20 protein-coding genes are annotated in these 18,537 nt (G+C 68.3%); 9 read left to right on the top strand and 11 right to left on the bottom strand.

Annotated features, from left to right (window positions below; genetic code table 11):
• Positions 1–12: 12 nt before the first annotated feature.
• The 5 genes from ACZ5KP_RS06485 to hisH all read right to left on the bottom strand — a co-directional run bounded on the left by ACZ5KP_RS06485 (position 13) and on the right by hisH (position 6,077).
• On the bottom strand, positions 13–1,221 hold the full coding sequence (locus ACZ5KP_RS06485) for an inorganic phosphate transporter (RefSeq protein WP_460923330.1): 1,209 nt from the start codon (positions 1,219–1,221) through the stop codon (positions 13–15).
• Positions 1,222–1,366: 145 nt separating this feature from the next.
• Positions 1,367–2,014, bottom strand: coding sequence for a dolichol kinase (locus ACZ5KP_RS06480; protein ID WP_460923332.1), 648 nt, complete (start codon positions 2,012–2,014; stop codon positions 1,367–1,369).
• A 73-nt stretch (positions 2,015–2,087) separates the two neighbouring features.
• On the bottom strand, positions 2,088–3,893 hold the full coding sequence (glyS, locus tag ACZ5KP_RS06475; RefSeq protein ID WP_460923334.1) for a glycine--tRNA ligase: 1,806 nt from the start codon (positions 3,891–3,893) through the stop codon (positions 2,088–2,090).
• Between the two features lie 17 nt (positions 3,894–3,910).
• Entirely contained in the window at positions 3,911–4,765 is an 855-nt protein-coding gene (locus ACZ5KP_RS06470) for a CBS domain-containing protein (protein WP_460923336.1), read from the bottom strand.
• Positions 4,766–5,405: 640 nt separating this feature from the next.
• Entirely contained in the window at positions 5,406–6,077 is a 672-nt protein-coding gene (gene hisH / locus ACZ5KP_RS06465) for an imidazole glycerol phosphate synthase subunit HisH (RefSeq protein WP_460923338.1), read from the bottom strand.
• Between the two features lie 158 nt (positions 6,078–6,235).
• Here hisH and ACZ5KP_RS06460 point away from each other — a divergent pair, with 158 nt between their 5' ends.
• Together ACZ5KP_RS06460 and ACZ5KP_RS06455 are read left to right on the top strand one after the other, a co-directional pair.
• On the top strand, positions 6,236–6,964 hold the full coding sequence (locus tag ACZ5KP_RS06460) for a metal-dependent hydrolase (RefSeq protein WP_460923452.1): 729 nt from the start codon (positions 6,236–6,238) through the stop codon (positions 6,962–6,964).
• The gene (locus ACZ5KP_RS06455) at positions 6,964–7,638 is read left to right on the top strand and encodes a metal-dependent hydrolase (protein WP_460923340.1); all 675 of its coding nucleotides are present in this window, start codon (positions 6,964–6,966) and stop codon (positions 7,636–7,638) included. The genes ACZ5KP_RS06460 and ACZ5KP_RS06455 overlap by 1 nt, the downstream gene beginning before the upstream one ends.
• Positions 7,639–7,687: 49 nt before the next feature.
• Here the strand turns inward: ACZ5KP_RS06455 and ACZ5KP_RS06450 are convergent, their stop codons facing one another.
• On the bottom strand, positions 7,688–7,942 hold the full coding sequence (locus ACZ5KP_RS06450) for a glutaredoxin family protein (protein ID WP_460923342.1): 255 nt from the start codon (positions 7,940–7,942) through the stop codon (positions 7,688–7,690).
• A gap of 73 nt (positions 7,943–8,015) precedes the next feature.
• The gene (locus tag ACZ5KP_RS06445; protein ID WP_460923344.1) at positions 8,016–8,249 is read right to left on the bottom strand and encodes a DUF2061 domain-containing protein; all 234 of its coding nucleotides are present in this window, start codon (positions 8,247–8,249) and stop codon (positions 8,016–8,018) included.
• A gap of 473 nt (positions 8,250–8,722) precedes the next feature.
• On the opposite strand from ACZ5KP_RS06445, the gene ACZ5KP_RS06440 reads away from it, so the two are divergent.
• The 4 genes from ACZ5KP_RS06440 (at position 8,723) to ACZ5KP_RS06425 (ending at position 10,159) form a co-directional block, all read left to right on the top strand.
• On the top strand, positions 8,723–8,890 hold the full coding sequence (locus ACZ5KP_RS06440; RefSeq protein WP_460923346.1) for a DUF7556 family protein: 168 nt from the start codon (positions 8,723–8,725) through the stop codon (positions 8,888–8,890).
• A 165-nt stretch (positions 8,891–9,055) separates the two neighbouring features.
• On the top strand, positions 9,056–9,208 hold the full coding sequence (locus ACZ5KP_RS06435) for a 50S ribosomal protein L39e (RefSeq protein WP_248518094.1): 153 nt from the start codon (positions 9,056–9,058) through the stop codon (positions 9,206–9,208).
• Complete coding sequence (locus ACZ5KP_RS06430) at positions 9,205–9,483, top strand: 50S ribosomal protein L31e (protein ID WP_460923348.1); 279 nt, start codon at positions 9,205–9,207, stop codon at positions 9,481–9,483. Before ACZ5KP_RS06435 ends, ACZ5KP_RS06430 begins: the two co-directional genes overlap by 4 nt.
• A gap of 10 nt (positions 9,484–9,493) precedes the next feature.
• On the top strand, positions 9,494–10,159 hold the full coding sequence (locus ACZ5KP_RS06425; RefSeq protein WP_460923350.1) for a translation initiation factor IF-6: 666 nt from the start codon (positions 9,494–9,496) through the stop codon (positions 10,157–10,159).
• Between the two features lie 115 nt (positions 10,160–10,274).
• Here ACZ5KP_RS06425 and ACZ5KP_RS06420 read toward each other — a convergent pair whose 3' ends face one another.
• Positions 10,275–10,784, bottom strand: a complete 510-nt coding sequence (locus ACZ5KP_RS06420; protein WP_460923352.1) for a DUF8173 domain-containing protein — start codon at positions 10,782–10,784, stop codon at positions 10,275–10,277.
• 130 nt (positions 10,785–10,914) lie between these two features.
• On the opposite strand from ACZ5KP_RS06420, the gene ACZ5KP_RS06415 reads away from it, so the two are divergent.
• A complete protein-coding gene (locus ACZ5KP_RS06415; RefSeq protein ID WP_460923354.1) occupies positions 10,915–11,850 on the top strand; it encodes a winged helix-turn-helix domain-containing protein in 936 nt (311 codons plus the stop codon).
• Positions 11,851–11,975: 125 nt separating this feature from the next.
• On the opposite strand, the gene ACZ5KP_RS06410 is transcribed toward ACZ5KP_RS06415, so the two are convergent.
• On the bottom strand, positions 11,976–12,164 hold the full coding sequence (locus tag ACZ5KP_RS06410) for a hypothetical protein (RefSeq protein WP_460923356.1): 189 nt from the start codon (positions 12,162–12,164) through the stop codon (positions 11,976–11,978).
• A gap of 176 nt (positions 12,165–12,340) precedes the next feature.
• Here ACZ5KP_RS06410 and ACZ5KP_RS06405 point away from each other — a divergent pair, with 176 nt between their 5' ends.
• Positions 12,341–13,192, top strand: a complete 852-nt coding sequence (locus ACZ5KP_RS06405) for a 23S rRNA (uridine(2552)-2'-O)-methyltransferase (RefSeq protein WP_460923358.1) — start codon at positions 12,341–12,343, stop codon at positions 13,190–13,192.
• Between the two features lie 82 nt (positions 13,193–13,274).
• On the opposite strand, the gene ACZ5KP_RS06400 is transcribed toward ACZ5KP_RS06405, so the two are convergent.
• Entirely contained in the window at positions 13,275–16,001 is a 2,727-nt protein-coding gene (locus tag ACZ5KP_RS06400; RefSeq protein WP_460923360.1) for a twin-arginine translocase subunit TatC, read from the bottom strand.
• Between the two features lie 111 nt (positions 16,002–16,112).
• On the opposite strand from ACZ5KP_RS06400, the gene tatC reads away from it, so the two are divergent.
• The gene (tatC, locus tag ACZ5KP_RS06395) at positions 16,113–17,393 is read left to right on the top strand and encodes a twin-arginine translocase subunit TatC (protein ID WP_460923362.1); all 1,281 of its coding nucleotides are present in this window, start codon (positions 16,113–16,115) and stop codon (positions 17,391–17,393) included.
• Between the two features lie 78 nt (positions 17,394–17,471).
• Here the strand turns inward: tatC and ACZ5KP_RS06390 are convergent, their stop codons facing one another.
• The gene (locus ACZ5KP_RS06390) at positions 17,472–18,527 is read right to left on the bottom strand and encodes a quinone-dependent dihydroorotate dehydrogenase (protein WP_460923364.1); all 1,056 of its coding nucleotides are present in this window, start codon (positions 18,525–18,527) and stop codon (positions 17,472–17,474) included.
• Positions 18,528–18,537 lie beyond the last annotated feature (10 nt).

Raw genomic sequence — 18,537 nt, 5'->3', positions numbered from 1 at the left:
GGACGCCTTCTCTCACTCGAAGCCCAGGAGCACGGTCAGCAGTTGGTAGAGGCCATACCCCGTCGCCAGCGAGCCCGCGAGCGTGATCAGCCAGAACGCGACGGTCACGCCGATCTTCCGCCGGGAGACGCCGGCGCTGCCCGCCGCCAGGCCGCCGCCGATGACGCCGGAGATGACGATGTTGTTGAACGAGATCGGGATCCCGAGCGCGATCGCGAGCTGCGCGATGACGAACCCCGGGACGAGCGCCGCGATCGACCGGCGCACGCCGAGCTGGGCGTACTCCCTGGAGGTCGCCTGGAGTAGCCGCGGCGCGCCCATCCAGGCGCCGGCGAGGATCCCAACGGCACCCAGCGAGAGCAGCGCGATCCCGGGGAGGCCGAGCTCCGTGCCGTAGAGGTTCTCGAGCGGTCCGGTGGCGAGGCCGACCTGACTGCCGCCACTGGAGAAGGCGACGAGGCTCCCCAGGAGCACGAGGAAGGTTCGGATCCCGTCCTCGACGGAGGCCTGGGTCCGCCTGCGGACGAAGACGAACGCGGCCAGGGCGATCAGGAGCGTCGCGAGGACGCCGCCGATCGTGAGCGGCCCGATCGCGGGGCCGCCGACGGCCCGCGACACGACCCCGGCGATCGAGCCCTGGCTCTCGCCGGGTGCGGCGGGAATCACGCCGAGCTGGATGCGGCTGACGATCGCGCCGACGAGGCCCGCCAACAGCGGGACCCCGACCGTCTCGGGAATGTCGTCACGCCGAAGCAGCGTCGCCGTCCCGTACGCGAGCCCGCCGGACATCGGCGGGACGAGCAGCCAGAAGACGACGATCTCGCTGTAGACGGCGGTGGCCGGGTCGCCGCCCAGCGAGAGCCCGACGCCGACCATCGCACCCGTCGTCGCGAACGCTGCCGGCACGGGGTAGCCCGTGTAGACGCCCAGTGCCATGAACCCCGCCGCGGTCAACAGCCCGGCAACGGCCGCGAGCGGCGTGATCTCCACGCCGAGGATCAGGTTCGAGCCGACGGTCTCGGAGATGCTCCCGCCCTGGGTCAGCGCGCCGAGCGCGGCGAGGATGCCGATGAGGAAGGCCGCTCGCATCGTCGAGATCGCGTTGGCCCCGATCGCCGGCGCGAACGGCGGCGAGTTGCTGTTCGCGCCCAGCGTCCAGGCCATCGCGAGGCCGGCGATCGTCGCGAGCCCGACGAGGGCCCAGAAGGTGAGAGCGGCCATGAGGTCTCACGGAGACGCCGGCACTGCCGTGGATGGTGGATTCAGCCGTCGCCGCAATCAACCTACCGCCGCTTCGCTGGCGGCTGAGGGAGTCGAAACGACGTCGATCGTCCCCGCAGCGTCACGGCTTCGAGCACGCCGACGATCAGAGGATCCAGACGGGCCCGTACGCGAGCAGCAGTGCGATCGCCGACGCAGCGGCGATCGGGATCGTGAGATTGTCGTCCACGACGTAGCCGCGGAACTCCACGAACACTCCGTCGGCGAGGCTCGCAGCGACGCCGCCCGCGGCGGCGACCGGGGGCGTGAGGAAGGGGAGCCCGACCGCCAGACAGACGAGGAACGCGCCGACGAACGCGCGCGGTCGCTTGACCGGGATCGGATCCGGGCCGCCGAGCACGCCGCCGACGGGATCCGCGACGGCGAGCATGAACATCGCCGGGATCGCGACGCGAGCCGGGAACGCGACGGCGACGATCGCCATGCCGAGGACATAGAGCGCATACCCCGCGACCTTCTCCGATTCGTACTCGCGAGTGAGATGCTCGTAGGCCCACCAGGAGAAGCTGGTCCGGAGGCGGACGAGTTCGAGCCCGCCGACGATCGCGACGCCGGCGACGAGCAGGAGCTGCAGCCAGACGTACGGAAGTCCGAGCACGTACAACAGCGGAATACTGGCCCCGCTGAGGTGGAAGAGCCGCCGACCCAGTTCGCCCTCCAGGTGCTCCCTGGCCACCTCTGTGGCTCCTTCGGGGCTGGCGTCGGCGTCGTGGGGGTCGTCGTATTCGGCCATGTGGCGTCCTCGTTCTCAACGTCGTCGACGCCGGAGTGGGGCGTGACGATCGATCCGTCGCGGGCCCGCCGCGCTACTCGGCCACCGCGCTCTCCTCCGCGATGGACTCGAAGGACGCCGCGCCGTCGCGCAGCCCTCGACAGAGTCGGGCCAGTTCGTCGGCAGCGACGCGAACCTGGTCGGTCGAGTCCCGCTCGCGGATCGTCACGGTGCCGTCTTCCAGGGTCTGGTGATCGACCGTGACGCAGAAGGGCGTTCCGACCTCGTCCTGGCGGCGGTAGCGACGGCCGATCGCACCGGAGTCGTCGTAGTTCACGGCGAGGCCGGCCTCTCGGAGGTCGTCGGCGATCTCGCTGGCGCGCTCGCCCATGCCGTCCTTGTCCATCAGCGGGAAGACGCCGACGGTGGTCGGCGCGACCTCGGGATCGAGCGCGAGGTACGCCCGCACCTCGCCGTCGATCTCGTCCTCGCGGTAGGCGTGCTCGACGAGCACGTAGAGGAGCCGGTCGACGCCGAAGGAGGGCTCGACGACGTGCGGCCGGAGGTGCTCGCCGGCCTCGGTGACCTCCTCGACGGCGTAGCCGGTGTGTTCGAAGGGGACCTCGTAGGTCTCACCGTCCACGCTCACGTCGACCGTCCCCGCCGGCTCGGCCCCGGCCGCGTCGAATCGGCCGGGGGACTCCGCCGCGAGCGTCTCGAGCGCCTCGGCGACCTCGCTCGCTGCCCCGCCGAACGACGGTCCCAGCTCGCTCATGTCGGGATCGACGGTGGCCTGCTTCGTGGTCTTCGGCTCGTCGTACTGTTTGAACACCGTGAACTCCTCCTCGCTGTACTCGGCGTGCTTCGAGAGGTCGTAGTCCGATCGGTAGGAGAAGCCGGCCATTTCGATCCAGTCGCCGGCGGCGAACCCCTCCGCGTCCCAGCAGTCACTGGAGTAGTGGGCGAGCTCGCCGGGGAGGTGCTGGCGGAACCGGAACCGGTCCATGTCGACGCCGACCCGATCGTACCACTCCTTCGTGCGGCCGAGATAGTAGGCGATCCAGTCGCTCTCGACGATCCCCTCCTCGACGGCTTCGGCGACGGTCGCTTCGATCGGCTCGCCGTCGTCGGCCTGCTGCTCGGTGACGGGGTAGAACGTACACTCGACGTCCGCTACGGCGTCGAGGTCCGGCTCGTCGACTTCGGGATCGATGAAGTGTTCTAGCTCGGCCTGCGTGAACTCACGCGTGCGGATGATGGACTTCCGCGGGCTGATCTCGTTGCGGTAGGCGCGGCCGATCTGCGTGACGCCAAAAGGGAGCTGTCCCCGGGCGTACTGCTTGAGCCGGGGAAACTCGACGAAGATGCCCTGGGCGGTCTCGGGCCGGAGGTAGCCCGGCTGGGAGTCGCCGGGGCCGATGTTCGTCCCGAACATGAGGTTGAAGTCCTCGACGGGCTCGCCGGCGAGCGCGGCGCCGCAGGTCGGGCAGGCGACCTCGTACTCCCGCAGCAGCTCCTCGACCTCCGGGATCGGCAGCGCTTCGGCGTCCTCGACCTCGGACCCCGGCGCGTCCTCGATCAGGTGATCGGCGCGGTGGCTCTCGCCACACTCCGCGCACTCGACGAGCATGTCGTCGAAGGTGTCGAGGTGGCCGGAGGCCTCGAACACTGCCTCGGGCATGATCGTCGGCGCGTCCACCTCCTGGTGGCCCTCCGCGATGGCGTAGCGCTCGCGCCACGCGTCCTCGACGTTCTGTTTGAGGCTCGCGCCCTGCGGGCCGTAGGTGTAGAAGCCGGCGACGCCGCCGTAGGCCTCCGCCGTCTGGAAGAAGTAGCCCCGGCGCTTCGCGAGCTCGACCACGTCCTCGGCCACGTCCGCGACGTCTTCGTGAGATGGCATAGTATGAGTACTCCGCGTTAGGCCTCGGCGATGGCCGCGAGCAGATCGACGTCGCGGACGATGCCGGCGAGGCCGTCGCCGCTGACCAGCGGGATCTGCTCGACGTCGTGGGTGATCATCGCCTGGGCGGCGTCCTGGGCAGTCTTGGACTGGGAGATCGTCACTACCTCGGCGGTCATGAACTCAGAGACCGGGCCCTCCGGCAGTTCGACGTCCCGCGTCGTCACGGACCGGCTGCCGACGCCCTTGATCCCCTCCCACATCCAGTCGTCGTCCTGGTCGGCGAAGGAGTTGCCAGTCTTCGTCTCGCCCTCGACGACCTCCGCGACCTCGATGACGTCCTGCTCGGTGAACACGCCGGCCATCCCCGCCTCGTCGTCGAGCACGACCGCGTAGGGCATGTCGGCGTGGAAGAGCTGGCGTTCCGCGACCGCGAGCGGGGTTCCGGTATAGGCCGTGATCACGGAGCGCGTGGCGATGTCCCCCGCAAGCGCGTCGCCGGGCACGTCGCCCTCGGCGATCGCCTTCACGACGTCAGTGACCGTGACGATCCCCTCGAGTTCGCCGTCGACGACGGGGATTCGACGGGCGCTCTCGGCGACCATCAGCGCCGCGGCCTCGCGCAGGTCGGCACCGGCGGTCGTCGTCGGCACCTCCTCCATCAGGAGGGCGAGCTGGTCCTCGTCGGGCTGCTCGATCAGCGTCTCGCGGGAGACCAGACCGCGGTAACGCTCGCTGCCGTTCTCGACCTTCACGACGGGGACCGACGAGAAGGCGCCTTCGCGGAGGTGCTCCAGGGCGTCGTCGCGACTGCCCGGCAGCTCGACGGTGACGAGCTCCGAGCGCGACGTCATTGCGTCCGAGACGTTCATGCCCCGCCGTAGGTCCAATTCCGGCATAAACCCCGTGCTTTGGGCGACCTGTGGCGGCGTGGTGGCTTCGCATTCAGATCACCGACCAGTGGACTCGATCGGCGTTGCGTGCTCGTTGCTCGACTCGACGACTAGGAACTCAGTTCTGAGCGCGGGAGCCGGCTTGACTGCAGACCGCTACGGAAGCCCCCTCCCGCTCGACTCGGGCGCCTCGCTGCGCGCTTCCCTCGCTCGCTCCGCTCGCTCGGTCCAGTGCTTGCGTCGTCGTCCTTCGTCGAGCAGTCGGCCCCTTCCGGAGTCCCGCCCTGGGAACGGTTCGGGGAGCGAAGTGCGGCGGAAATCGGGCGTTCTCAGCACGGTGGATCGCCCACCGGAGCCCGCTCGAAGGACGATCCACTGGAGCGAAAACCCTCCCAAAAACCACCGGGTGGGACTGGAAGGGGCCGACCGGTCGTCGCAGGTACCGAAGCAAGGACCGCAGCCGACCGTCGGGAGGTGAGGACCGCAGCGAGGTAGCTGCGTCGAGCGGGAGGGGGCTTCCAAGCGGGTTGCCGTCCAAGTCACTCCGCGGTTTGCATCTGCAACATTCAGTAGTCGAAGCACGCAGGAAAACGGATACAGAACGACGACCGAACGCACGCTATCGATCGGCGCAGATGTCGACGAAGTTCCGCAGGATCGTCAGGCCAGTCTCGCCGCTCTTCTCGGGGTGGAACTGCGTGCCGAACACGGTGCCGTCCTCGTTGGCGACGACGCTCGCGAAGTCGAGGCCGTAGTCCGTGGTCGCCACGACGGCGTCCTCGTCGTCGGGGACGGCGTAGTAGGAGTGGACGAAGTAGGCGTACTCTCCGTCGACGCCCTCCAGGAGCGGGTGGTCGCGCTCGACGTTGATCTCGTTCCAGCCCATGTGGGGGACCTTCTGGCCCTCGTCGAAGCGGCGGTTCGTCCCCGGGATCAGGTCGAGCCCGCGGGCGTCGCCCTGCCCCTCGCGTTCGGCCTCCTCGCTGTCGGTGAGCAGCATCTGCATGCCGAGGCAGATCCCGAAGACGGGCTGGCCGTCCGCGGCGGCCTCGAGCAGGTCGTCGCGGAACGGGCCGGCGTTCTCGACGCCCTCGCGGAACGCGCCGACGCCGGGGAGCACGATGCCGTCGGCCGCGCGGATCGCCTCGCGGTCGTCGGTGATCTCCACGGCAGCGCCGGCGCGTTCGAGGCCGCGGGTGACGCTACGGAGGTTCCCCAGGCCGTAGTCGACGACCGCGATCTCGGCGAGCGCGTCCTCGCTGGCGTCGGCCGCGACCTGCTCCTGGCTCATATCGCTGAGTTGGCGATCGGACGGCAAACCGCTTTCCATCGGTGCAACGCTGGCCAGTCGCGGGAGGCCTCCTGCACGCCGATCGGGGCAGGCTGCCTGCTGCCCTGCGAACACGCCTCCGACGCGAGACTTATTGAGCCATGGCGCCAGGCGTTGGCATGGTGCCGACGCTGGTCGCCGCGGCGATTGCCGCGCTCCTCGCGGCGGCGTTACTCGGCCCGGCGTTCGACCGTCGGTCGCTCGGGATCGTCGTCCTCGCGGGCGTCCTGCCGGATTTCGACGCCGTGGTGAGCCTCGTGGTCTACGGCGCGACGAACGCTGCCTTCCACACGCTTCTCGTCCCCGCTATCGCCGGAGCCGTCCTCTACTGGGATACGAACCGTCGCGAGACCTCCTGGCTCGGCCAGCACTATGGCTGGCGGGGGATCCGAATCGCCTGGGTCGCGCTCGCGGCGTATCTCGTGGCCGGGATCGGCCTCGACCTGTTCAGCCCCGAGGGCGTGAACCTGTTCTATCCCGTTCACGACCGGTTCTACGCGGTCACCGGTCGGCTCGTCTACTCCACCGAGGACGGGCTGGTCCAGACCTATCTGACGATCGGCGGTGACGGGTTCCTCGCCGTCGGTTCGCCCGGGACGACCGCCACCCACCACGTCGAATCCTGGATCAATCCGACGCCCGGCACCGGCCTCGAGCCCGGCGTCGAGCGTCGGCTCCCACTCGTCGAGCAGGGGTGGCAGGCGATCGTGGTGATCGCCGCGATCGTCGTCCTCGCGATCCGCGCGTTCGGGTTCGGTCGTACTCACGGTGCCGGGTCAGCGTCCGATCGCATCGCCGACACTGACGGTGCCACGGATCCACCGCGGCGATCGGAGGTGGACCGCTGATGCCCGCGACGACCGTCCACCTCGGGTTCGGGCTGCTCGTCGCCGCAGCGCTACTCCCCCGCGAGCGCTTCGACCGCGCGCTGCTCGCAGCGTTCGCGGCCGCGTTGATATTCCCGGATCTCGATTCGATCCCCGGCTGGTGGCTGCCTGGTGCCCACCGGGCGATGTTCCACACCCTCGTCCTCGTGGGTCTCGTCGCGGCGGTCCTTTTCTACGACACCCGCATTCGCGAGCGGTCCTGGCTTCGCGAGCGCGTGGGTCCGCGGGCGGTGACGGTCGCGTGGGGCCTCCTCGCCACCCACCTGCTCGCTCACCTCTTCCTCGACTGGTCCCACCTCTCGGGGATCAACCTGTTCTATCCGCTCGCCGACCAGTTCTACACGCTCGAGGGGAAGCTGGTCTACTCGACGGCCGACGGCTGGATCCAGACGTTCGTCGAGTTCGGGACCGGCGCGGACGGCGGCATCGACGTCGGTCAACAGGGCAGCACAGACGACATCCACGTACCGACGCCGACCGATCCCTCGCCCGGTAGCGGCGTGGACCGGAACGTCGAGCGGATCGCACCGATCGCCGTCGGTGGCTGGCAACTCTACCTGCTCCTGCTCGGGCTGTTCACCGTCGGCGCACGGCGGCTGCAGGGCGACCCGCCGAACGGTACGGAAACGGAGTGACGAAAGCAGAATCCGGGCGCCTCTGGGAGTCTCCGGGTGCCCGGGGCGTTCAGGCGCTCGCCTGCGGGGCGAGCGTCTGCTCGACGTACTCGAGGAGGTTGTCGGATTCGGACATCGTCACACCCCGGTCCTCGTCGACGAGCACCGGCACGCCGCGCTGGCCGGAGACGCGCTTGACCTCGTTGCGCTGGGAGTGTAGCGCGTCGACCCAGATCGTCTCGTAGTCGTTCCCAGCGTCGTCGAGGGCGTCGGCGACTTTCTCACAGAACGGACAGCCGTCGAGCTGGTACAGCGTGAGCGACATGGGAACGCCAAGGGACCCCCGCACAGTAGCAGTTTCGGTCGGGCGAGTGGCGGTCGGCGGCTTCCGGCGACCCTCACGACCCCTGCGTTCCCCACGAAATCCGCGCCCAGAGCCGCTCGTACCCGAAGTACGTGCCCGTCTTCACCACGTTCGCGACGAGCCCGATGTTGAGCGCGGCCATCGCGTCGTTCGTGAACGCGAACGCGACCGCGATCGTAATCGCGACCATCAGCACGCGATAGCACAGCGTCTTCACCAGCGACCGGGAGAGCCGCTGGTTCGCGCCTGCGAACGCAGATCCGAACATGCGGCTCACTCTCTGCGGGGTCGTAATCAATCCTCCGCGAGAATCCTGGATCAGAAACCAAATTTAGTTTCGTCGGAACGAAACGTTCGTCCCACCGACGCTCGGAGCACGTCCCCTCTCCGCCCGTTCGATTCGAGAGCAGCAGCGGTTTGCAGTTCTGACCAGTTCGAAGGCGACGGCCGATCGGAGAAACCAGTCAGGCCGGACCAGCACGGTTCCGAACGCGCCGGAACGCCGTTCGAACGCAGGACGATCTCTATTTATTTTCTTCCAACAAGAAAGAATAAAACGTGCAGACGTAACGATTGTTCATGTCCGATAGGCGCCGGAAAAATGACCGATACGAGTCGATTTCTTCACACAAGTGACGACACGTCCGGGTAAGTACGACAATATAGGGTGAGCGTACACCGCTGATCGGCGACCGAGTCCGATCCGGAGCGTTTATCAAGTCCCGTTCGGTACCTACTCACATGGCAGTCGCACCAGGCCACGCAGACGACGGCCCCGACCGCGAGGTTATCGGGTCGCTGGACGACGCCGAGGACCAGGCAGCCTACGTCATCGCGGACATCGCGACAGAGGAGGCCTGGGTATCTATCGACGCCGAGGCGGCTCCGGCACTCGAAGAGATGCGATAGGACGATCCTACTTGCCGTTCGTTTTTTTTTTTTCGACCTGTGGCGGTCTCCTGTTCCGTCGCTCCGCCAGCAATGGGGAGCTCCAGCACCGCCGTCCCGGCGACTCGACCGGGCGGACGCGGAAGAACAACGTTTTAAGAATCGGGGCGAAACGAACACGTCACCATGAGCAAGAAGTCCAAGGCCCAGAAGAAGCGCCTCGGGAAGCTGGAGCGACAGAACTCCCGCATCCCGGCGTGGGTCATGCTGAAGACGGACCGAGACGTCACCCGCAACCACAAGCGCCGGAACTGGCGGCGCTCCTCCACGGACGAATGAGCGCCAGCGACTTCGAGGAGCGCGTCGTGACGGTGCCACTGCGGGACGCCGCGGCGGCGCCCAGCCACCAGCGCTCGGACAAGGCGATGAAGCTGATCCGCTCCCACCTCGCCAAGCACTTCTCCGTCGAGGAGGACGCCGTCCGGCTGGACGCCTCGATCAACGAGGCGGTCTGGGAGAACGGCAACGCCAGCCCGCCGCGCAAGCTCCGCGTTCGCGCCGCCCGATTCCAGGAGGAGGGCGAGGGCGTCGTGGAAGCCGAGCACGCGGAGTAGGACTCTACACTTGCTCCGGGCCTCATTCTCCGGATCGTCGTACGTCGGCGTCTTCGCACGTGCGGCCGCCGGCCACCTGCTGATCCGGCCAGACGCAGAGACAGACCTCCAGCACGCCATCGCCGACGAACTCGGGCTCGAACCGCTCCCGACGACGATCGGCGGCTCCGGCACCGTCGGCTCGCTCGCCGTCGGCAACGAGCGTGGGCTCCTCGTGAGCAGCCGCGCGCTCGATCGCGAACTCGACGCGCTTCGGGACGCGCTCGACGTCCCCGTCGCGGAGCTCCCCGGCCGCATCAACGCCGCCGGCAACGTCGTGCTCGCCAACGACGCCGGCGCATACGTCCACCGCGAGCTCGATCAGGCGGCCGTCGACGTAATCGAGGAGACCCTCGACGTCCCCGTCGAGCGCGGCGACGTCGCGGGCGTCCGCACCGTCGGCACCGCCGCCGTCGCGAACGACCGCGGCGTGCTCTGTCACCCGAAAGCCACCGACGAGCAGCTCGACCACCTCGCTGCCCACCTCGACGTCCACGCCGACATCGGGACGATCAACTACGGTGCACCACTGGTCGGCTCCGGGCTCCTCGTCAGCGACGACGGCTACGTCGTCGGCGAGGACACGACCGGGCCCGAGCTCGGTCGGATCGAGGACGCGCTCGGCTACGTCGACTGACGCCGGGTTCCGTCGGCGCCGTTCGTCGAGGGATCTCGATCGCGGCTTTTTCGGCGGTACTCTCCCTGATCGGAGCTCGTTTCGCTGACTCACAGCGTGATCGCCGGGACGCCCGCTATCCCAGCCAGCTACGCAGCACTGCGCCGAACCCGGCGGCGCCGATCACGAAGGACACGAGCCCGCCGATCCCCGTCAGGACGAGGAGCCCGTTGACCGCGCTGCCGACGAGCAGCGGCGTCAGCCAGCCGTCGTCGTGGCCGACGAGCCGGTCGCCGATCCCGACGTAGGCGATCGCTGCGCCGACGGCCCAGAGGACGTACGCGAGGATGGCCAGCGGGATCAGGACCAGTATCCCGACGATCGTCAGCACCAGCAGCACCATCACGAGCACCAGGGCCACGAGCGCGATCAGTCCGTAGACGGCCGAGCCGACGGGCTCGTCGACGAGGTCGCGGATCCGTTGCTGGGTGTACTCGGGGAAGACGAGGATCATGATGCCGCCGACGATCAGTGTGCCGAGGAAGGCGCCGACGGCGCTGCCGAACAGCCCCGTACCGATCTCGGTCTGGCTCTGTGCAAGGGTGCCGAGCGCTGGGGCGAACGCAACGAGTGGTGCGGGGAGCATCGACAGCGAATTCGACCTCCCGCCTCAATAGCAGCCCCTCCGTATCCGACTGGCGAGCGAGGTACGCCGTCGCTACGTCCGGTCGCTCACCGGCACAGCGGTTTTCAGGTGGGGGCGTCTCGTCTCCAGCATGGACGCGAGCGACGACGCTGGCGACCCCAACGAGGAGCCCGACGGTCTCGACGAGCGCTACGTCGCGGCCTTCGACGTCGTGCGGAGCCCCGCGCGCGTGGACATCCTGCTCGCGCTCGCCGAGCAGGCCAGCGTTGATCCCGATGCGCCTGCACTGTCCTTCTCGGCGCTGCACGACCGGGTGGACATCGACGACTCCGGGCAGTTCAACTACCACCTCGACAAGCTCCGTGACCACCTCGTCCACTCGACCGAGGACGGCTACCGGCTCTCGCCGCGCGGCCACGAGGTCGCGGGCGCGATCCTCTCGGGAGCGTTCGCCGCGGGCGAGGATCTCCCGGCGGAGCCGCTGGCGGGGGCCTGTCCCTACTGCGACGCCGACATCCAGGCCGCCTACGAACAGGGGCAGATCGTCGTCGAGTGTGCGAACGACCACACGCTGTTCACCAGCAGCGTCCCCGACGATCTGGCGACGGAGGCGTCGCTCGCCGACGTGCTGGAGGAGGTCCGCGCCCGCGCCCGTTACAAGCTCCAGATCGTGCTCGAGGGGACCTGTACCTACTGCTACGGTGACGTCGAGTGGTCGGTCACCCACCGGGACGACCATCCGGAGCCGGTCCTCTACGAGGGCCGGTGTACGCGGTGTGGCGTCGGCTACAGCGCGCCGCCGAACTACGCCGTGCTCTTTCACCCCGCCGTCGTGGCCTTCTTCTGGGAGCACGGCGTCGACGTTCGATCGATCGTCGCCTGGGAGATCGCCGACTGGACCGTCGACCAGACCCTCCGCTCGGAGGATCCGGTCCGGATCGAGGTCGTCTTCGGCACCGACGACGCACGGCTGGCGGTCACGATCGACGACGCGGCGGCGGTCGTCGACGTCGAGCAAACGCCGCTCGAGGAAGCGGGCACTTCCGAGAGCGAGGCTGGATCCTGAGCAGTCCGTGGGTCCGTTCGACCGTGGGCTGCTGCCCGAGCGCTGGCTACTGGCTCCGTCGTGGAGTTACTCGAATTCCGGTGAAAAGGCAGATTCCGTCGGCGGATCCGGACTGCGGTCGCCCGTCAGTTGCCGCGAGCGTGGTGAGCGAGGTGGGCACCGACGGCGCCCAGTGCGGCAGCGGCGGCAACGCCGGGATGGGAGACCGCGAGCAGGATTGCGACGACCAGCGCGACGAAGGTGAGCAGGCCGCCGAGCGTTCGCCGGTCGGTCACGGACGATTCGTAGCCGTGGGGAGAGACGGTCGATTGCATGTACCTACACCTCGGGGCGACAGCCCCATAAGTATAATCTGAAGGACATTTCTGTAGGCGACGTTACTGAAATTCGCTTCTGTAACCGTCTCGAACGCGGACCGCCCTGTGCGCCGGCGCCGCCGCGCCGCGACGGGAACGAAGCCCGTTTACGCCCGCCGGCACTACCGGGGACGATGACCGGGAAGGACGAGTACTACAACAGGGCGAAAATCGAGGGCTACCGCGCCCGCTCGGCCTTCAAGCTCAAACAGCTCGACGAGACCGCGGGGCTGTTCGGCCCCGGCAACGTCGTCGTCGACCTCGGTGCGGCGCCCGGCGGTTGGCTCCAGGTCGCCGCCGAGCGCGTCGGTCCCGACGGCACCGTGATCGGCGTCGACCGCCAGCGTATCGACGACCTCGAGGATCCCGAGCCGCGCGTCGAACTCCTCCGCGGGGACCTCACGGAGGAAGACACCCGCGACCGGATCCGCGAGATCGCTGCGGAGGTCACTGGCAGCGGTTCGTCCGCGGCAGGCGCTGCCGACAGCGCCGACTCACACGACGCCGACGCCGTCGCACCCGGCGCCGTCGACGTCGTGCTTTCCGACATGGCCCCGAACGTCTCCGGCCAGTACGAACTCGACCACGCTCGATCGGTGCACCTCGCACGGCAGGCCTTCGAGACCGCGAAGACGGTGCTCGGCCCCGGCGGCGACTTCGCTGCGAAGGTGTTCCAGGGCCAGGACCTCGAGGCGTTCAAGGCCGACGTCGACGACGCCTTCGAGTACGCGCGCACGGTCGTGCCGGACGCGACCCGGGACAGCTCCTCGGAGGTCTACGTCGTCGGCAAACATCGGCTCACTGCGCCGGTCGAGGCTGGCGAGGAACTGACCGTCGAGGTCGTCGACGAGGGATCGGAGGGCGACGGCGTCGCGCACGTCGAGGGGTTCACCGTCTTCGTCCCCGACGCCGCCGTCGGTGACTCCGTCGCCGTGCGGATCGACGAGGTCAAACCACGGTTCGCGTTCGCCGAACGCGTCGACTGAGCGTCGCTGATTTTTCGCTTCGTTCCGCGCGGGCCACTGTGGCCCATGCGCACCTGCTCGGGGCCGCGATCGACGGCGACGGTTACGACGTCTTCGAGGCGCGCCCTCGTCCGAGTAGCCGCCACGGTGCCGTGAGCAGCCACAGCAAGACCAGCCCGGCCAGATATGCGACCGAGACGGGGATCGCGAAGACGAGCATCGTCAGCACGCCGCCCGGCGTCACTAGCGTCGCCACGATGAACGTCACGAGCACGACGTGGCGCCAGTACTTGCGCATGCTCTGGAAGTAGATCAGGTCCGAGAGGTGGACCAACAGCATGGCGATCGGGATGTTCAGGAAGAAGCCAAAGCCGATCGTCATGAAGAAGACGACCCACAGCAGGCTCTTGATCCGGTAGGAGACGACCATCCCCGAGGAGACGGCGTCGGTGACGAGATAGGAGATGACCTCCGGTGCGATGACGAAGAAGCCGACGATCGCCCCGGTGAGCGTTCCGACGAGGAAGATGTACCCCCACATCAGGAACGCCCAGCGTTCGCCGGACCCGGGCGCGATCCCGCGCTGTTGGAGCGCCGGCCACGCGTAGTAGAGGAACAGCGGCAGCGTCACCAGAATCGCCACCACGCCGCTGAACTTCACGATGAAGATCAGCACCTCGACGGGGTGGAGTGCGATGACGACGTCGGTGGCGTCGGTCGCGCGCTGACCCGGAGCGAGCGCGTCGTTGGGCACCTCCGAGATGAACACCTCCATGATCTGCTTGATGCCGACCGTGTAGAGGTAGGCGAAGCAGGCGGTGAACACGCCGATGAACGTCGCGACGATGACGAACATCCGAGAGCGCATCGAGTCGAGGACGAACCCGATGTCGTACATGTAGCCGCCGATCTCGTCCTCGTCGCGCTCCTCGCTGGCGAAGGAACTGAGCATGCCCCCGGCCGTGTCGCTCACGAGCCCGCCGAACGCACCTTCGTCGCCGTCGTCCCCGCCACCGACGCCCGCGAGGAGCCCCTCCACCTCGGCGTCGTCCTGGGAAGTATCCGTGCCGTCGCTCTCGCCGCCAGCGGCCCCTGCCTCGTTGACCTCGTCCCAGCGCTGGAGGACGCGCTGGCCTTTCTCCTCCTGACCAGCTTCCATCGCATCGCCGGCGATGTCGATCGCCTCGTCCTCGTCGATGGCCTCGAACGCCTCCGGCGGCGCGGCGTCGACGCCCGCAGCGTCGAGCTCTCGCAGATCCAGGTTCGCGGGATCGCCGGTGACCGGTTTGTCCTCGACGTCGCCCGCCTCCTCCCAGCGCTGGAGGATCAGCCGCCCTTTCGCCTCCTGGCCGTTCTCCATCGCGGCGCCCGCGATCTCGACGGCCTCGTCCTCTGAAAGCGCGGCGAAGGTGGCCTCGGGCGCCTCGGCGACGCCGTCTGCGGAGAGGCCGTGGAGGTCGGCGGCGTCGACTGCAACGTCGCTCTCCTGGGCTCCGGACTCGACGCCTTGCTCCTGGGCCGTTTCCCAGCGCTCGAGGACGAGTCGCCCCTTCTCCTCGTCGCCGGCTTCCATGGCTTCGCCGGCGATCTCGACGGCATCGGACTCGGACAGGTCGGCGAACGCGACCAGCGGCGCGCCGCGGACGCCCTCGGCGTCGAGGGCCCGGATATCGACGTCGCTCGGGTCGTCCTCGGCGTCGCCCTCACCGACGCCGACGTAGGCCCGGGAGATGACGGGCATCCGCAGTACGGAGACGAGCCCGTAGCCGAGCGCGATCGCGCCGCAGACGAGGCCCATCGCGAGCCCGGACCTGATCCAGGTCACCGGGCCCCCCCGCTCGACCTGGGTCGGGAACTGGAACTCGCCGAAGAACGGGATCGAAGTGCGTTCGGGGAGCGGCCCAAGTGCCGCCTCGCCGACGACCTCGGCGTGTCCAGACCACAGCGCGACGGCGGTGCCGACGCCGCCGAGAACCGCCGCTGCGACGATCAGGTAGCCCTTCCGCCGGAACGTCCCGGGTTCGACGGGGCTCCCCTGGACGCCCCCGCGATGGACGTTCGTCACGACTTTCGCGAGCCCCAGGCTGAACACGTAGAGCGTGACCAGCGGGATCGCCCACATGATCTGGGTGAACGGATCGGGCGGGGAGAACACCGCACCGAAGATGAAGATGCCGAGAACCGCGTACCGCCACTTGTCCCGGAACGTCTCGTAGGGGACGATCTCCGAGTAGGAGAGCACGCTCATCAACAGCGGCAGCTGTGCGGCGAGCGCGAAGGAGATCGTGAGGAGCAGGAGGAACTCCGTGAACCGGACGATCCCGTAGCTGGGTTTCGCGCCGGCGGCGTAGGCCTGCTCGGCCAGGATCTTGAACATCAGCGGGAAGAAGACGGCGTAGGCGTACACCATGCCGACGACCGCCAGCGCCAGCGAGAGTGCGATGAACCCGTAGAGCTTGCCCGACGTCACCTCGACGCCACGGTCTTCGATCCGGCCGACGATGGCCTTTCGGGCGAGGTAGAGCCCGAACACCACGGCGAGCGCGATCCCGACGATCGCACCGATCTTGATCTGCATCAGGATCACGTCGAACGGCGTCCGCGCGATGATGTCGACCTCCGCCGCGACCGCGTCGCTCATCTGGGCTTTCGTCACGGACTCGAGGTAGTCCCAGATCCACCACCGCAGGGAGAGGATCGTTCCCAGGAAGGCGACGACGAAGACGAGGAACACCTTCTTCAGCTCGCGCTGGAGCTCCGAGAGCATCCCACCGATGGTCTCCCGGCCAGCGTTGACCGCGCGGGCGGTGTCCTCGTCGACGACGCTCATAGTGGGCGAAGCTTGCAAAGTCCCAGTTATCAATCTTCTTCCTCGACCACGCGCGGGCACGGCGACGAGTCGAAAAGGCCTATAATAGCCCGTCTGCGAACTACGGGACGAATGACCGACGAGTCGTCCGACGACGGCGATTCCCGTAGCGGTGCCCGGGGAGCGTCGTCCGACGACGGCTCCGAGCCCTCCTCGCCGCCGGACGACGCGGACGAGTCCGAGCCGGTCGACGAATCGGCCTCCTCGACCCCCGGAGACGACGGATCCGGCGGCGAGCCGCCGGATTCCGACGACGCATCCGGCGACGAATCCAACGGTGAGCCGGCGACTTCCAACGACGAATCCGACGGTTCCGGTGACGCCACCGACCACGACGACGCCGAGACAGAGGACGATACCGCGGTCGACCAGAGTGAACCGGGGGACACTCTCGGCGGTCGTCCCGGCTACACGGAGGACCACGTCACTGCGGCGGACGACGCGGACGCCGATCCCACGAGTGCCCGCGCACCGACCGGCGCGGACGCCCCTTCACCCACCGAGGACACCGCCACCACGGACGTCGGTACTACTACCACTGCATCGCCCGCCGGTGGGGACGGCGGGGGAAGCATTCTCTCGGGCGGAATCGGTGGCTCCGCACCGCCGGACGACGAGGAGATGCCGCTCACCGAGCACATCGAGGAGATGCTCACGCGGCTCGCGATCGTGGTCGTCGTCGCGTCGCTCGCGACGCTCGCCGTGTTCCCCTTCGTGAACGACATTATCATCCAGATGTGGTACGACGTCCACGCTGGATCGGTCGAGGCCTGTCGACCCAATCCGCAGGGCGAGAACTGCGTGGCGCCCCACGTCTACGGCCCGCTCGAACTCGTCCTGACGCGCATTCGCGTCGCCGGTCTCGCTGGCCTGCTCGTCTCGCTTCCCCTCGGCGTCTACCAGATCTATCGGTTCATGCGCCCGGGGCTCTACCCCCACGAGCGCCGGTACTACCTCGCGGCCGTCCCCTTCAGTCTCCTGCTGGGCATCGTCGGCATGCTGTTCGCGTACTTCGTCATGCTCCCGCTGTTCTTCGAGTACCTCATCAGCTACACCGAGGGATCCGCGGATCTCGCCTTCCAGCTCGCGGACACGATGAACCTGATCTTGCTGCTAATGGGGATGCTGGCGATCATCTTCCAGATCCCGCTGTTGATCATGCTCGCGATCCTGATGGGGATCACCACCCGGCAGTGGCTCGAAAGTCACCGGCTCTACTTCTGGGGCCTGTTCTTCGGCGTCGCCTTCCTCTTCGGCCCGGACCCGACCGGGATGGCGCCGGTCCTGCTCACGGCGACGATGGTCGCGCTCTTCGAGGGGACTCTCCTCCTCCTGCGCTGGACCGGCCGGTGACGCCCTGGGTGGCGATCGCGCTTTCTCTCTGCGGCCGGTGATCGAAACGGGCCGCGCGGCCTCACCACCGGCGCGGGCTTACAGGTCGGTACCGATCGCGTCCTCGACCGTCTCGAACCCGTCGCGCTCCAGGAGTTCGAGCAGTCCGCGATTGATGTCACGCGCGAGCGCGGGCCCCTCGTAGACGAGTCCGGTGTAGAGCTGGACGACGCTCGCACCCGCACGGAGCTTCCGGTAGGCGCCCTCCGCCGACGCGATGCCGCCGACGCCGATCACGGGGACGTCGACGCGCTCGGCGACGAACCGGATCCGTTCGGTCGCCCGGTGCTCGAGTGGCGCACCCGAGAGTCCGCCGTCCTCCGCTGCGTTGGGGTTCCGGAGGCTCTCGGACCGCTCCGTCGTCGTATTGACGGCGATGACTCCGTCGAGGTCGAGATCGCGAACTACCTCGAGCGCGTCCGCGGTGGCGGCCTCCGATAGGTCTGGCGAGAGCTTGACCAGCAGCGGCGACGCACCCTCCTCGCGCAGTCGGGAGAGGATATCGACGAGCGGCCCGCGATCCTGGAGCTCTCGGAGCCCGGGCGTGTTCGGACTCGAAACGTTGACGACGAAGTAATCCCCGGCGTCGGCGACCGCGTCGTACGTGTAGGCGTAGTCGTCGGCAGCCTCGGCCAGCGGCGTGGACTTCGACTTGCCGACGTTGACGCCGATGGGGACGTCCGGGAGGGTGGCGTCGTCGAGGCGGTCGCCGATCGCGTCCGCACCGTCGTTGTTGAACCCCATACGGTTGATCAGGGCGCGGTCCTCGGGCAGCCGAAAGAGGCGTGGTCGCGGGTTCCCCTCCTGGGCCTCCGCAGTGACGCCCCCAACCTCGACGTGGCCGAATCCGAGCGCAGCGAGGGACCGCGGGATCTTGGCGTTCTTGTCGAAGCCTGCGGCGACGCCGACCGGCGTCGGAAACGAGCACCCGAACGCGTCGACGCCGAGCCGGTCGTCCTCGACGCGGTAGCGTCGGCGGAGCAGGCGCTCGACCGGAGTCCCCTGGACGGCGCCGAGACCGCTGTAGACGACGTGGTGGGCGGTCTCCGGTGGGAGTCGAAAGAGCAGCGGCTTCGCCAGGGAGTACAGGTTCATTGCTCGAAGC

This window comes from Salinarchaeum chitinilyticum (assembly GCF_055390775.1).
The sequence above is the reverse complement of the archived record's forward strand: the minus strand, read 5'-3'. Positions and strand labels throughout refer to the sequence as shown.

Coding starts and splice junctions, on each gene's coding strand:
- tatC (WP_460923362.1), top strand. CDS start 16,113: ATGACCGACGAGTCGTCCGACGACGGCGATTCCCGTAGCGGTGCCCGG.
- ACZ5KP_RS06455 (WP_460923340.1), top strand. CDS start 6,964: ATGCCCGCGACGACCGTCCACCTCGGGTTCGGGCTGCTCGTCGCCGCA.
- ACZ5KP_RS06445 (WP_460923344.1), bottom strand. CDS start 8,249: ATGTTCGGATCTGCGTTCGCAGGCGCGAACCAGCGGCTCTCCCGGTCG.
- ACZ5KP_RS06460 (WP_460923452.1), top strand. CDS start 6,236: ATGGTGCCGACGCTGGTCGCCGCGGCGATTGCCGCGCTCCTCGCGGCG.
- ACZ5KP_RS06450 (WP_460923342.1), bottom strand. CDS start 7,942: ATGTCGCTCACGCTGTACCAGCTCGACGGCTGTCCGTTCTGTGAGAAA.
- ACZ5KP_RS06480 (WP_460923332.1), bottom strand. CDS start 2,014: ATGGCCGAATACGACGACCCCCACGACGCCGACGCCAGCCCCGAAGGA.
- ACZ5KP_RS06420 (WP_460923352.1), bottom strand. CDS start 10,784: ATGCTCCCCGCACCACTCGTTGCGTTCGCCCCAGCGCTCGGCACCCTT.
- ACZ5KP_RS06435 (WP_248518094.1), top strand. CDS start 9,056: ATGAGCAAGAAGTCCAAGGCCCAGAAGAAGCGCCTCGGGAAGCTGGAG.
- ACZ5KP_RS06440 (WP_460923346.1), top strand. CDS start 8,723: ATGGCAGTCGCACCAGGCCACGCAGACGACGGCCCCGACCGCGAGGTT.
- ACZ5KP_RS06410 (WP_460923356.1), bottom strand. CDS start 12,164: ATGCAATCGACCGTCTCTCCCCACGGCTACGAATCGTCCGTGACCGAC.
- ACZ5KP_RS06415 (WP_460923354.1), top strand. CDS start 10,915: ATGGACGCGAGCGACGACGCTGGCGACCCCAACGAGGAGCCCGACGGT.
- ACZ5KP_RS06390 (WP_460923364.1), bottom strand. CDS start 18,527: ATGAACCTGTACTCCCTGGCGAAGCCGCTGCTCTTTCGACTCCCACCG.
- ACZ5KP_RS06470 (WP_460923336.1), bottom strand. CDS start 4,765: ATGAACGTCTCGGACGCAATGACGTCGCGCTCGGAGCTCGTCACCGTC.
- ACZ5KP_RS06405 (WP_460923358.1), top strand. CDS start 12,341: ATGACCGGGAAGGACGAGTACTACAACAGGGCGAAAATCGAGGGCTAC.
- ACZ5KP_RS06485 (WP_460923330.1), bottom strand. CDS start 1,221: ATGGCCGCTCTCACCTTCTGGGCCCTCGTCGGGCTCGCGACGATCGCC.
- ACZ5KP_RS06400 (WP_460923360.1), bottom strand. CDS start 16,001: ATGAGCGTCGTCGACGAGGACACCGCCCGCGCGGTCAACGCTGGCCGG.
- hisH (WP_460923338.1), bottom strand. CDS start 6,077: ATGAGCCAGGAGCAGGTCGCGGCCGACGCCAGCGAGGACGCGCTCGCC.
- ACZ5KP_RS06430 (WP_460923348.1), top strand. CDS start 9,205: ATGAGCGCCAGCGACTTCGAGGAGCGCGTCGTGACGGTGCCACTGCGG.
- glyS (WP_460923334.1), bottom strand. CDS start 3,893: ATGCCATCTCACGAAGACGTCGCGGACGTGGCCGAGGACGTGGTCGAG.